At 42.7% G+C, this 14,284-nt stretch carries 11 protein-coding genes; 3 read left to right on the top strand and 8 right to left on the bottom strand.

What is annotated here, in order from left to right; all coding sequences use genetic code 11:
• The 4 genes from def to AC59IL_RS24090 form a co-directional block, all read right to left on the bottom strand.
• Entirely contained in the window at positions 1-579 is a 579-nt protein-coding gene (gene def / locus AC59IL_RS24105) for a peptide deformylase (RefSeq protein ID WP_496554762.1), read from the bottom strand.
• 229 nt (positions 580-808) lie between these two features.
• Positions 809-1,222: a Holliday junction resolvase RuvX gene (ruvX, locus tag AC59IL_RS24100; RefSeq protein ID WP_496554761.1), complete on the bottom strand. Its 414-nt coding sequence runs from the start codon at positions 1,220-1,222 to the stop codon at positions 809-811.
• An 85-nt stretch (positions 1,223-1,307) separates the two neighbouring features.
• Complete coding sequence (locus AC59IL_RS24095) at positions 1,308-2,222, bottom strand: UbiA-like polyprenyltransferase (protein ID WP_496554760.1); 915 nt, start codon at positions 2,220-2,222, stop codon at positions 1,308-1,310.
• 91 nt (positions 2,223-2,313) lie between these two features.
• Complete coding sequence (locus tag AC59IL_RS24090; RefSeq protein ID WP_496554759.1) at positions 2,314-2,853, bottom strand: RNA methyltransferase; 540 nt, start codon at positions 2,851-2,853, stop codon at positions 2,314-2,316.
• 219 nt (positions 2,854-3,072) lie between these two features.
• On the opposite strand from AC59IL_RS24090, the gene mutS reads away from it, so the two are divergent.
• Positions 3,073-5,685, top strand: a complete 2,613-nt coding sequence (mutS, locus tag AC59IL_RS24085) for a DNA mismatch repair protein MutS (RefSeq protein ID WP_496554758.1) — start codon at positions 3,073-3,075, stop codon at positions 5,683-5,685.
• A 296-nt stretch (positions 5,686-5,981) separates the two neighbouring features.
• Here mutS and AC59IL_RS24080 read toward each other — a convergent pair whose 3' ends face one another.
• The 3 genes from AC59IL_RS24080 to glmM form a co-directional block, all read right to left on the bottom strand.
• The gene (locus AC59IL_RS24080; protein ID WP_496554757.1) at positions 5,982-7,502 is read right to left on the bottom strand and encodes a gluconokinase; all 1,521 of its coding nucleotides are present in this window, start codon (positions 7,500-7,502) and stop codon (positions 5,982-5,984) included.
• A gap of 249 nt (positions 7,503-7,751) precedes the next feature.
• Positions 7,752-8,891 (bottom strand): cysteine desulfurase family protein, encoded by a 1,140-nt coding sequence (locus AC59IL_RS24075; protein ID WP_496554756.1) that lies wholly within the window; start codon positions 8,889-8,891, stop codon positions 7,752-7,754.
• A 278-nt stretch (positions 8,892-9,169) separates the two neighbouring features.
• A complete protein-coding gene (gene glmM / locus AC59IL_RS24070) occupies positions 9,170-10,549 on the bottom strand; it encodes a phosphoglucosamine mutase (RefSeq protein WP_496554755.1) in 1,380 nt (459 codons plus the stop codon).
• A 250-nt stretch (positions 10,550-10,799) separates the two neighbouring features.
• On the opposite strand from glmM, the gene AC59IL_RS24065 reads away from it, so the two are divergent.
• Entirely contained in the window at positions 10,800-11,546 is a 747-nt protein-coding gene (locus AC59IL_RS24065) for a class I SAM-dependent methyltransferase (RefSeq protein ID WP_496554754.1), read from the top strand.
• Between the two features lie 72 nt (positions 11,547-11,618).
• On the opposite strand, the gene AC59IL_RS24060 is transcribed toward AC59IL_RS24065, so the two are convergent.
• Positions 11,619-13,613 (bottom strand): LTA synthase family protein, encoded by a 1,995-nt coding sequence (locus tag AC59IL_RS24060; protein ID WP_496554753.1) that lies wholly within the window; start codon positions 13,611-13,613, stop codon positions 11,619-11,621.
• A 53-nt stretch (positions 13,614-13,666) separates the two neighbouring features.
• Here AC59IL_RS24060 and AC59IL_RS24055 point away from each other — a divergent pair, with 53 nt between their 5' ends.
• Positions 13,667-14,275 carry a phosphatase PAP2 family protein gene (locus AC59IL_RS24055; RefSeq protein WP_496554752.1) on the top strand — a complete coding sequence of 203 codons (609 nt, stop codon included), beginning with the start codon at positions 13,667-13,669 and terminating at the stop codon, positions 14,273-14,275.
• The last annotated feature ends 9 nt before the right edge of the window (positions 14,276-14,284 follow it).

Here is a 14,284-nt window from a genome sequence, read left to right as displayed (position 1 = left end):
TTATTTAATAAATATCATTTTGTAATCGGCCTTTACTTTTCCTTTTGAGATATCGTCGAGTTTACCCCTCAACAGTTTTTTCTTTAACGGCTTCAGGTAATCGATAAACAATTTCCCTTCGATGTGATCGTATTCGTGCAGAATAATACGGGCCGTAATACCGTTGAATGTTCTTTCGTGATGCTTAAAATTTTCATCGTCATACTCCAGCGTTACGGTTTCATTACGAATCACATCTTCCCGAATTTTGGGAATGCTTAAACAACCCTCGTTGTAAGCCCATTCTTCGCCGTTCAGCGATTTTATTTTTGCATTGATGAATACCTGTTTTATACCAGGCTCATCAGGATACTTTCCCTTTTCATCTTCTTCCTGGTTTTCAAAAATCTGTGCACTATCCATTACAAAAAGGCGAATATCTTTATTGATCTGCGGGGCAGCCAGTCCAACACCATTGCTGGCGTACATGGTTTCCCACATATCATCGATCAACTTTCCCAAACCCGGGTAATCGGGGGTTATTACTTTACCCGTACTGCGCAAAATATCAGCTCCATATGCTACGATCGGTAATATCATGATGTCTGTTGCTTAATTTTAACCTGAAATCTTTTTCAGGATGCAAATTTACCCCGTAAATCGGGAAACGGCAAACGGGAAACGTGAAAAGGAAATCTAACCTGCCTTTATCTGAGGAGCTGGCCTTTGAACTAAAGGGCCTATACGGCCAACAGCCAACAGAGGAGTGATGAAACAAAAGCCCCTGTAACCTGAAACCTGTAACCTGCAACTCAAAAACAATTGATAATCAACTAATACTGCGCAAATAATCCTGCAGCATAATGGTGGCGGCTATTTCATCGACCAGGGCTTTATTCTGGCGTTGTTTCTTCTTCAAACCCATTTCTATCATAGCCTGTGAGGCCAGTTTTGAGGTATAGCGTTCGTCGACCATTTTAATGGGCATGGCGGGAAATTCTTTTTTCAGCTTTTCAACGGCCTTTTTAACCAGGGGGGTTGCATGGGTGTCGGATTCATCCCAGTTTTTGGGCTCCCCCATGATGATCAGCTCCACTTCTTCTTTCTTAAAATATTCTTTCAAAAAAGGAATCAGCTTTGGTGTTTCTACCGTAGTTAATCCCGTTGCAATGATCTGAAAGGGATCGGTAACGGCCAGGCCGGTTCGTTTGAGACCATAATCTATTGATAATATTCGGGGCATTGAAAGTTTTAAGTTCTGAGTTCTGTTCTAAGTTACCGGTTCCCGGTTTCCGGTAACAGGAAACAGGTAACCGGTAACAAAAAGTTTAGTTTATGAAAAGATCAGCAATCACAAACACGGCAAACACCACGCTGGCAATGCCGTTGGCCGTCATGAATGCCAGGTTCACCCTGCGCAGATCGGTTGGTTTTACAATACTATGCTGATACAGCAGCATGCTTATAAATATGGCTACGCCACCCCAGTATAACCAGTGAAAATGCCCATACACACCAGCCATAATTACACAGGCAGCGCTTAATACATGCAATAATTCCGACACCCGCAGACCCTTTGATTTACCCAGCCAGGCAGGGATCGAATACAACCGGTGCGATTTATCGAATTCTTCGTCCTGCAACGCATAAATGATATCAAATCCACTCACCCAAAAAATAACGGCCAGTGAAAACAAAATGGGCAATACAGCAAATTGTCCGGTTACCGCCAGGTAAGCCCCAATGGGCGCCAGCGACAAACCAATGCCCAGCACCAGGTGGCACAGCGGGGTAAACCGTTTTGTATAGCTATAAAATAAAATAACAAATAAGGCTATGGGCGACAGAAAAAAACAAAGCATGTTTATAAACCAGCAACAAACCACAAACAACAAACTGCAAACAATGGTAAACAACAACACTTTATCGGCTTTTAATATACCAGCCGGAATTTCACGAATGGCAGTACGCGGATTCAATGCATCGAAATGGCGGTCGAGATAGCGGTTGAAAGCCATAGCGGCGCTGCGGGCGAAGATCATGCAAAGAATGACCTGTATTAACAATATAATTAAACCATTAATTTCTGTTACTTTAACTGAGTAACTTACAAACTCGCCCAACGCTCCTATTTCCAGCTTAAATGAAGAAATTCCCAAAAAAAAGCCGATCATCGCAAAAGGCATGGCGAAAATGGTATGCGAAAATTTTATCAGGCTCAGGTATTTTTTAACGGTACTCATTTTTTAATGTTGAATATTGAATTTCGAATAACGAATTTTGAAGTTCTTTTACTTCGACATTCGACATTTATTATTGGATATTCGATATTGGTTATTGATTATTCGATATTTTATTTCTAACAAGTTCCCATAAAACTATTCCGGCAGCAACAGAAATATTGAGGGAATGCTTCATGCCCAGCTGCGGAATTTCGATGCAGCCATCGCATAATTTCAGCACTTCATCCTGCACCCCGCTTACTTCATTGCCAAATACAACAGCTACCGGGGCATGTTGGTTTAAATTGAATTGTTGCAACGGAATACTGCTTTGTACCTGTTCAACGGCAAATATGTTGTACCCCTCCTCTTTTAACGCTTTTACCGCTTCCACTGTTGTGGCAGCATATTTCCACTCAACAGTTTCGGTGGCGCCCAATGCCGTTTTATGAATGTCGCGATGAGGCGGCTGAGGGGTATAGCCACACAGGTAAATGCCACGCAACAAAAAGGCATCGGCCGTACGGAACACACTGCCCACATTGTGCATGCTGCGGATATTATCGAGCACCACCATTACCGGCATTTTTTCTGACCCCTTAAATTCATCAACCGACTTACGGTTCAGTTCATCCATGCTTAGCTTGCGCATGGCGCAAAGATAGTTTTAAAATTGTTTGATGGCCTGATGGTTTGATTGTTGGGAGCCCCGAAATCCGGAGTTTCTGATAATCAGAAACAGGTTTAAACGGCAACAGCCCAACCATCAAATAATTTAACCATCAAACCATCAAAGATTTCTTCCCCAATTTCTCCACATATCAAAGCCTGCTTTTTTTATCCCCTCTCAAACCTTTTATATTTGCCCACCATGTCAAAAGCAACTACAGATACCCCTTTAATGCAGCAGCACCGGGCCATTAAGCAAAAATACCCGGATGCCGTGTTGCTGTTCAGAGTAGGAGATTTTTACGAAACTTTTGGCGAAGATGCAATCATTGCATCTCAGGTGCTGGGTATTACGCTTACCAAACGAAATAACGGGGCGGCCTCAGCCAGCGAACTGGCCGGTTTTCCTCATCATGCGCTCGATACCTATTTGCATAAACTGGTTCGGGCCGGATACCGGGTGGCTATATGCGATCAGCTCGAAGATCCCAAAGCGGCCAAAGGCATTGTAAAGCGAGGGGTTACAGAAATGGTAACGCCGGGAGTGGCCACCAACGACAAACTACTCGAACACAACAGCAATAACTTTCTGGCAGGCATTCATTTTACGCAGGACAATGCAGGCATTGCTTTTTTAGATATTTCAACAGGAGAATTTTTTGTTGCCGAAGGCAATACAGAATACATCGATAAACTGCTGCAAACATTAAAACCCGCAGAAGTTATTTTTCAACGCAGTTTTCAAAAGCATTTTAAAGAAACATTCGGGGCCCGCTTTTATACCTACACCATGGAAAGCTGGATCTTCGATGAAGCCTATGCCACCGAAAGCCTGCTGAAGCATTTTCAAACACACTCCCTTAAAGGATTTGGGGTAGAAGAACTGCACCAGGGCATTGTAGCCGCCGGCGCCGTACTCCATTACCTGAAAGATACCGAGCATCCGAACCTGCAACATATTACATCGGTTCAGCGAATAGACCGCGACGATTACCTGTGGATGGATCGCTTTACCATTCGCAATCTTGAACTGATTGGGAATGGCGAAGGAAACAACCTGCATAAAGTGCTCGATAATACGGTTTCGCCTATGGGCGCCCGTTTGCTGAAACGCTGGATATTGTTGCCGCTGAAAGATATAAACCGCATCAACGAGCGGCTCGACCTTGTAGAATTTTTTATTAAAGATGTAGACCTGCGCACCAAACTGGTTCATCATATAAAACAATGCGGTGATATTGAACGGCTGGTGAGCAAAATACCAATGAAGAAAATCAACCCGCGTGAAGTATTGCAAATAGCGCGCGGGTTACGGCATATTGAAGAGGTAAAACAGATTTGTGCAAATACCGGGAGCGATTATTTAAAACGGATGGGCGATTCGCTGAATGGTTGCCGGTATATTGAAGAAAAGATCACCAAAGAAATTACCGACAACCCGCCTGCCATGGCATCAAAGGGTGGCGCCATCAAAGAAGGCATTCATGCCGAATTAGATGATTTACGCAATATTGCCACAGGCGGTAAGGAATACCTGGTGAAGCTGCAACAAAAAGAGGCAGAAGCAACCGGCATTTCTTCTTTAAAAATCGGTTTTAATAATGTTTTTGGTTATTACCTCGAGGTAACCAATTCGCATAAGAACAAAGTGCCTACCCAGTGGATGCGTAAGCAAACGCTGGCCAATGCAGAAAGATATATCACAACTGAGTTAAAAGAATACGAAGAAAAGATCACCGGCGCCGAAGAAAAAATACTGGCTATTGAGCTGGATATTTATGAAAAGCTGCTGCTGGAACTGCAGGACTATATAGCTCCCATGCAGGTAAACGGTAATGTGCTGGCCATACTCGATTGCCTGTTGTGTTTTGCGCACAACGCGCTTCACTTCAATTATAAAAAGCCCGAACTACATGAAGAAGGTGTGCTTGACCTGAAAGAAAGCCGCCATCCGGTAATTGAACGCAATTTACCGGTTGGTGAACCCTATATTGCCAACGACATTTTTCTGGAGCCGGCCACACAGCAGATAATAATTCTTACCGGCCCCAATATGAGTGGTAAAAGCGCCTTATTGCGACAAACCGCCCTTATTACGCTGATGGCGCATATGGGCAGCTTTGTACCGGTAAACAGTGCGCGCATACCCCTTACAGATAAAATCTTTACACGGGTGGGTGCATCCGACAACCTGAGCGGCGGCGAAAGCACCTTTATGGTTGAAATGAACGAAACCGCCAGCATCATCAACAACATCACTTCGCGTAGTTTGATATTGCTTGATGAAATCGGTCGGGGTACATCTACCTACGATGGTATTTCCATTGCATGGAGCATTGCAGAATACATTCATCAATCACCTTTTGCGCCCAAAACATTATTCGCTACCCACTATCATGAACTGAATGAACTGGAGAATAAATTGCCGCGCATAAAGAATTATCACGTTACCAATAAAGAGGTAGGCAATAAAATTATCTTCCTGCGAAAACTGGCGCCCGGTGGCAGTACCCATAGCTTTGGTATTCATGTGGCCAAAATGGCCGGTATGCCCCCTGCCCTGATTCAGCGCGCCAATGAAATATTAAAACAACTCGAAAAAAAGCACGAAGACCAGCCTGCCGAACCTGCACAAAACAATCTGGCCGAACAGGTAAAACAAATCACCACGCAAAAAATGCAGCTGTCGATATTCGATGCCCACACCGAAGTATTCGACGATATCAGAAAAAAACTCGAAGGAATAGATATCAATAGGCTCACGCCGGTAGAAGCGTTGCTGAAGCTGAATGAGATTAAGGGGTTGTTGAAATAAGCAGTTACCGGTTACCAGGCACCAGGAGACCGGTAACCGGTAACTTTCCAGGCTCTTACCAAAAAAAACTGCCAGGCAAGAGACCCGGCAGTTCCATCCCGATAAAATCGGGATTAGTTTCAAACTTAACCACAGCGTTGAAAGGCATAGTTGTGCGGCCTTTCACTATATATAGCTTTAAAAAATATGCCAGGCGCGCTCATAAAACAAAAGAAAAAGTTAAAGAAAGTTTACCCTTTCGTCTATTGCATTCATTATTACCGCTCTACGTTTAGCGTTGAACCACCAATAAAAGATCATATTTCAGGGATCGATTGCCGTATATCATTCAACGTTTGAAAATCATCTTTTAGCTTATTATATAAAGAAGCATATACTTTATAATACTGCTGATAATAACTGTGCAATAACTGGTTGGGCTTATATATTTGATGCGTACCTGAAAACACAGCGAACTCATCTTTTTTAAAAATGCCGGTAGCCTGAAAACCCAAAATGGCGGCGCCTATTGATGAAGCATCTTCTTTATTAATTACTGCAATATCTTTTCCAAACAAATCGGTCATCCATTGCAACCACAGGGGTGAGTTTATAAAACCTCCGCTTGCATACATATTTTGTATGGCGCCCACTGTTTCCTGAACCGACAGTGCCACCTGGTACAGGGCATAATTTATTCCTTCAACAATGGCCCGCATAAAATGCAACTGGCTATGGCCTGCATGAACACCTATAAAAACACCTTTGGCGCCGGCATCCCATACAGGCGCTCTTTCCCCAAGTATGTAAGGTAAAAACAACAAACCATCTGCGCCCGGCGGCGCCTGCGCCGCCTGCTTAACAAACCATTCTATATCGCCTGTAGAAGTGAACTTTCTTTGCAAAAAGTTTTCGGTATACCATTTCAACAACACAACGCCGTTATTGATAGCGCCACCAGAAACATATAAGTTATCGGTAAGTATATAATTGAATATTCTTTCCTTTTCATCATATTCAGGAAGTGTTGTTATCATGCGTACGGCCCCGCTGGTACCAATGGTTACCGACATATCACCGGGTTGTGTGGCATTGCTACCCAGATTGGCCAAACAACCATCACTGGCGCCAATGATAAAGGGCGTGTTTTCGCTGAGGCCGGTTTGAATGGCGTATTCTTTTTTCAGTCCTTTTATAATATGCGTGGTACTTACCGGTTGCGATAAATGAGCGGCAGTTATGCCTGCCATTTGTAATGCGGGTGCATACCAGTTTTTTTTATAAATATCAAACAAGCCGGTGCAGGAAGCAATGGAATGATCGATAATGTATTGATCAAACAGGCGATAAAAAATGTATTCTTTAATAGAAATATATTTAGCCGCAGCAACAAAAACATCGGGCTGGTGTTCGCGTATCCACATGATCTTGCACAGGGGCGACATGGGATGAACGGGAGTACCTGTATAGCGGTAAATAGCTGCACCCGCCGGTGTATTTTTTAAAGCGTCGGCATTCGCCATGCTTCGCGCATCGGCCCAAGTAATGGCATTGGTAAGCGGTACGCCATTTACATCAACCGCAATAAGGCTGTGCATGGCAGCGCTGAAGCTAATGCCAGCCAATTGATCAGTAACAGAACCTATTTGCTGTATTACGTTTTGTAAACAGGTAATAACAGCATTGAACAGAATATCTGGTTGCAGCTCATGATAACCCGCCAGGGCGGTTATTGGATTGTACGATACGTAGGCATTTGCCATTACATGGCCTTCACTGGTAAAGGCTATGGCCTTGGTGCCGGATGTTCCTATATCTACGCCGATGATGAAGGTCATTTATTCGATGGTTTGATGGACGGCCTCCTCCCACCCCCCTCCGGTGGAGGGGGAGTTAAGAAACACCCGACCTATTTGTAATAACAATTAATCTGGCTTAATTTTCACAGTAAATTAAAAGATTTTTTGTTCGCTTTCACTAAATAAAAAAGCTAAGGTGAGCCGCTTTGTAAACGTGCTCACCTTAGCCATTTATACTTTACATCTTGTGCCTTGTATCTTGTACCTTGTACCTTGTATCTTGTGCCTTTAAATCATCTCCTTCAGCTTCTCAACCACAAAATCAATTTCTTCTTTGGTATTTTGTTTACTGAAAGAAAAACGAACCGTAACCTGATTGGGATTATGATTAATAGCCCTGATAACATGCGATCCCTGATCGGCCCCGCTGGTGCAGGCACTGCCGCCGCTGGCACAGATGTTATTCATATCAAGATTAAACAATATCATTTCCGACTTCTCGGTTTTTGGGAAAGAAATGCTGAGCACAGTATACAAACTTCTTCCCAGCGGATCGCCGTTGAATGAAACGCCGCGTATATTCTTTTTTATCTGCTCCATCATATGCACTTTCAATCCTTTGATGTAGCTGCTTTGTGTTTCGTATTCTTCCGTGGCTAATTCAAGCGCTTTGGCAAAACCAACAATACCATACAGGTTTTCGGTGCCTGCCCGCATATTGCGTTCCTGCGAACCGCCATGTATATAAGGTTTGATCTTTACATTTTCATTTATATATAACAGTCCTACCCCTTTTGGTCCGTGAAACTTGTGACCGGCGCCGGTTACAAAATGCACGGGTGTATTACGCAGGTCGAATGGAAAATGTCCTACAGTTTGCACGGTATCGGAATGAAAAATAGCGCCATACATTTTGCACAGGTTGCCAACGGCATTTATATCGAGCATATTGCCGATTTCATTATTGGCGTGCATAAGGGTAACCAAACATTTTTCGTGGCTGCTGGCCAGTAAATGTTCCAGGTCTTCCATATCGATATGTCCGTTTGGCAGCAGCTTCACATAACTTAATGCCGCATCACCATGATGGTACAGGTTTTCAACCGTATGCAGGGTGGCATGGTGTTCAATGGGCGAGGTAATGATGTGCCGGCAGCCCAGGTCTTTTACCGATGCACAAATGGCTGTATTGGAGCTTTCAGTTCCACCCGAAGTAAAAAATATTTCTGCAGGATGGGCATTCAGAATTTTGGCAACGGTTTTACGGGCGTTTTCAATACCCAGCCGGCTTTCGCGACCATATGAATAAATAGATGACGGGTTGCCAAATTTATCGGTTAAAAAAGGCATCATCGCTTCCAACACATGGGGATCGAGAGGCGTGGTGGCTGCATTATCTAAATAAATACGCACTGGCTGGTTTGACATGATCTGATATTTATAAATAAAAAAACTCCGCTAAAAGCGGAGCAAAATTGCGAAAATATTTTAAAGAAGTTTTTATTAATCAGGGAAATACATACAATGCAATTAAAAACAGGGATAAACGGCTAAATGTTCAGTATTTAGATTGATTTTTTATAAAATCTTCAACAGAGAATTTAAAATATTGAACAACCTCTCTATCCTTCGACTACGCTCAGGATATGCATCAAGTCCCTTCGACTTCGCTCAGGGTTTCCGAAAAAAGATCCTTCGCTCAGGTTTTACATAAACTCCTTAATATCATGCATCAAACGAAGCGCAATATTGTTGGCAGTTGTTTCAAAACTGCTTTCGGCATAAATACGAATAATGGGTTCGGTATTCGAAGTACGCAAATGAACCCAATCGCTATCGAACTCAATTTTTAATCCATCTTCGGTATTTACCGGCTGGTTCCTGTATTTGGTTTTTATCTTCTCAAAAATTTCTTTTACATCGATACCGTTTTGCAGTTCGATTTTATTTTTCGAGATAAAATAATCAGGATAACGCGCCCTGAAAGAACGAATGCCATTTTTATGAGTTGCCAGTGAGCTGAGGAACAAACCAATTCCAATGAGCGCATCGCGGCCATAATGCAAATCGGGAACAATGATACCGCCATTACCTTCGCCGCCGATCACCGCATTTACTTCCTTCATTTTATTTACCACGTTCACCTCTCCTACTGCCGAAGGATAATATTCGCCGCCATGTTTCAGGGTGATTTCTTTAAGCGCTTTGGTGCTGCTCATATTGCTCACCGTGTTACCCACCTTCTTACCCAATACATAATCGGCCACAGCTACCAGGGTGTATTCTTCACCAAACATGCTGCCATCTTCACATACAAAACAAAGACGATCAACATCGGGATCAACAGCAATACCCAAATCGGCTTTGTGCTTGCGAACAGCTGCACTTAAGCCGGTTAAATTTTCGGGTAATGGTTCGGGATTATGAGCAAATTTGCCGGTTATTTCTTCATTCAACACAATCACCTCTTCAATGCCAAGCGCAGTAAGCAATTGGGGAATAGACAGTGCACCTGTTGAGTTTACCACATCAACCACCACTTTATATTGTTTCTGGCGAATGCCTTCAACATCTACCAGCGGATAGTTTACAATGGTATCAATATGCTTTTGAATATATGTATCGTTAACTGTGTATGATCCCAGTTTATCAACTGAAACAAAAGAAAAATCTTCGTTACCGGCTTTTTCCAATACCTGCGCGCCGTCGGCAGCGCTGATGAATTCACCCTGTTTGTTCAATAATTTTAAAGCATTCCATTCCTTGGGATTATGACTGGCAGTAATAATAATACCACCGGCCGCCTGTTCCCATACAACAGCCAGTTCAACAGTAGGTGTAGTAGAAAGACCAATATCAACCACATCGATACCAAGCCCGGTTAGTGTACTCACTACCAGTTGTTGTACCATTGCGCCGCTGATGCGGCCATCACGACCTATAACGATCTTATTGCCTGAATTTTGTTCAAGCACCCAACTACCAAAGGCTGCGGAAAATTTAATCACATCAAGAGGGGTGAGATTTTCTCCGGTTTTACCTCCGATCGTTCCACGAATTCCCGATATACTTTTTATCAATGCCACAATACAGGGTTTAACAGTTATAATTTACAAAAATAAGATTTTGACAGATAGCAGGGGTTACCGCTTTAGGGTATTTTACAGGATTGGGGATCAGAAAGGTGAAGGTAAAGGAAAATTAAAGAACATTCGACGATGAAGGTAACTTGTGGAAAATAATCAACTAAAAATCAACAATGAATTAAATGTTTACAATCAGTAACAAATTAACAACCGTTTGCGCACTACTTTTGTTAAAATTTTCATTTAAGAGATGTTGGTAAGCAGCAACTGGTTTAAAGAATGGTTCGATTCGCCATACTACCACAAGTTATACTTCGAACACGATGAAAAGGAAGCCGCCGCCTTTATAAAAAAATTACTTGACTTATTACAACCTGCTGCCCATGCAAAGTTGCTCGATGTGGCCTGTGGCCGTGGCCGTCATGCGAAATTACTGGCTGCCAATGGGTTTGATGTAACGGGCATCGACCTTGCCCCTTCAAGTATCGCTATTGCCAAACAATTGGAAAACGGGCATCTTCATTTTTTTGAGCACGATATGCGACTTCCCTTCTGGATTAACTATTTCGATTATGCATTTAATTTTTTTACCAGCTTCGGATATTTCAGAACCGAACGCGAACATAATAATGCCATCAGGACCATTGCCAATGCGTTAAAACCACACGGAACAGTTGTTATCGATTACCTGAATGTACATTATGCCGAAGATCACGTGGTACATAAGCAGGAAAAAGTTATCGATAACGTTACTTACTATCTTACCAAATGGTTCGATGAAACGCATTTTTACAAAAAGATCATTATTGAAGATGAGCAACTCGATGCTCCGTTAGAGTTTACCGAAAAAGTGGCTAAATTTTCGCTGGGCGACTTTAACGATATGTTTGCCTTTCATCATTTGCAATTACAGGAGGTATTTGGCGATTATGCGTTGAATGCCTATGATGTTAAAACTTCGCCAAGGATGGTTATGATAGCGAAGAAGACAAGTTAATTTGAAAATTTGAAAATGTGCAAATTTGAAAATGGAAAATACAGATGTAGAATCCATTTTCAAATTTTCAAATTACTTAATTTTCAAATTGCTTTTTTTATTATTGAGTAGCATATACTTTGCCGTTTCATATATGGCATCGGTAAGCACCTGCATATCGTGGGCAATAGCCGCATGAGCTGCATCGTTAGGAACAGCGTCGTTATTAATAACCGAAACCAGTTCATCTTTTTTACTTCCCAGCTGCTTCCTGTATAAATAATCACCTTTAACAACACCTGCCATATTATAATCAGGGTCGAAAACAAATGCAAAACCGTTGGTAGCCGAATCGAGCAGGTCTTTACCCAAGCTGCTGTTGGTATAATTAATATTACATAACCCTGCCACAGTTGGCAATACATCGGTTTGCGAACTGATGGTATGCACTCGTTGCGGTTTTAATAACCCGGGCCCATAAAATAACAAAGGCACATGCATGCTGGTTAGGCGCTGGGCTGTAAACGAATGCGGCAGCAATGCATCGGCATTACCCGGTATACCATGATCGCCGATAAAAATAAAGATGGTGTTATTGAAATATTTTTCTTTTTGGGCTGCCTGTATAAATTTCCGGTATCCAAAATCGGTATACCTGAAGGCATTCATTTCATCGCTCGACTCAAAACCATACTTTTTTAAAGAATCAGCAGACACCTGTATTTTTTTAAATTCCTGCTGGTCTTCTTCGGGAATGGTATAAGGACGATGATTATCAGCCGTTTGAATAACTGCAAAGAAAGGTTTTTGCTGAGTGGCCAGCACTTTATTGGCTTCGAGGAACAGATTTTTATCACTGATGCCCCAAACATCAATTTTCGGCGCATCATAATTTTCCTGTTCGTATAAATGCAATCCTTCTATATTATTGGTGAGCAGGCCCCTGATATTTGCCCAGCTGGTGCTGCCTCCCAGAAAATAAAATTTTTCGTAGCCGTTAAAACTGTTAATGATGGTATGCTGATCTACCATGGCCGGATTGCGGCTGGAGGTTTTAGGCATTTCAACATCGGGTATACCGGTAATGGTAGCCCAAACGCCCCGGGCTGTTCCGTAAGTGGGTGTAAAACACCGGTCGAAGAAAACGCCCTGATGGCATAAACTATCAAAAAACGGAGTGGTGTTCAGCGGGTTACCAAACATGGAACTTTTATAGGCGCTGAATGATTCACAAATTACCAGTACTATGTTGGGTTGCGAGGCAATGGCGCCGGAACGGGGAGCCACATTTCTGATAAAATTGGGGTGGTTACCGCCTTCCTGTAAACCAAAATTGTAATATTTGGCTAATACGGGCGCCAGCTCTTTTACCTTTTTTTCATCGTAGGTACTGTGGCGGAATTTGAGGGTGCTGAAAAAGCTCTCAAACGGGTTCAACGCCATATAGGCTTTGTAATCACTGCCCTGGGCAAAGGCATCGCTCCACCGGAGCGGGTACTGCCCGAATTTGCCAAAAATGAAAAAACCGGCAACAACAAAACACAGTATGAAAGAAATGATACGGCTGCGGCGGGTGCCGGTATATGTTTGTTTACTTACCAGCCGGTGTGTACGCCTGATAATCCAGATCAGTAAGGCAGTTGCCAGCAGCAATCCCAGTAAAATTCTGATAATGGGGTACGATTGCCATACCATGCTCATCGAAATGCCGGCATCCTGCAAATAATTCAGTACGCTGGCATTCAGGCGCTGTTCGAGGTAAGCATAGTGGGCAAAATCAACAGCAAAGAAAAAAAGTACAAAAAAACTAACTATCCCCAGTGTGATCAGCCAGAATTTACGACCTCTCAAATCTGAAAACGGGTGCAAAACCGGTATGCTGCCCAATATGAGCATCACCACCAGTAATATCGAAATCATTCGTAAATCGTATCGTAAACCAAGGAAAAACGAATAGCCCAGGTGGCTCAGGGGATAACTTTGCTGTTTGGAGAAAAAAAATAATCCCAGCCTCATCAGGGTAAATAAAACCAGAAAAGTCAAACCTGTCCATAAAATCCACCGGATCAGTTTAGGTATTTGAGTCATACGTAGCTAAATAACAATTAAGTCCTAAAATTATAGTTTTTATTTTTGCAGTTATGATTGTTGATCCACCCGTTTGCCTATTAACATTTTGGCAACATATTCAGCCGTTCGATGCCTGGTTACTGACCCATATTAACCAGGACTGGAGCAATGCCTTTTTAGATACAGCATTGCCCTTTATGCGTGAAACCATGTTCTGGATACCGCTATACCTGTTTCTGCTATTGTTTGTAACCACCAATTTTGGCCTTAAGGGCTGGTGGTGGGTAATGGGGGTCGTATTATGCGCGGCACTCAGTGATTTGATCAGCAGCCAGCTAATTAAACCCAATATCATCAGGGTACGGCCCTGCCAGGATGAAACCGTATCCCAACAGATCCGGTTTTTTATCAATTATTGTCCACACAGCTCCAGTTTTACTTCTTCACATGCTACCAACCATTTTGCCCAGGCTATGTTCTTTTTTATGACATTACGCCCTGTTATGGGAAAGTGGGCGTCGGTTTTCTTTGTTTGGGCGTTTATTATTGCCTATACACAGGTTTATGTAGGGGTTCATTACCCTTTTGACGTATTTTGCGGGGCGCTATTGGGGTGCGGAATAGGTTTTTTGATAGGCAAATTATTTCATACACGGATAGGCACGCTTACAGTATCTTAGTTTAACCAA

It is taken from the genome of Niastella sp. sgz303648 (assembly GCF_059587045.1).
The sequence above is the reverse complement of the archived record's forward strand: the minus strand, read 5'-3'. Positions and strand labels throughout refer to the sequence as shown.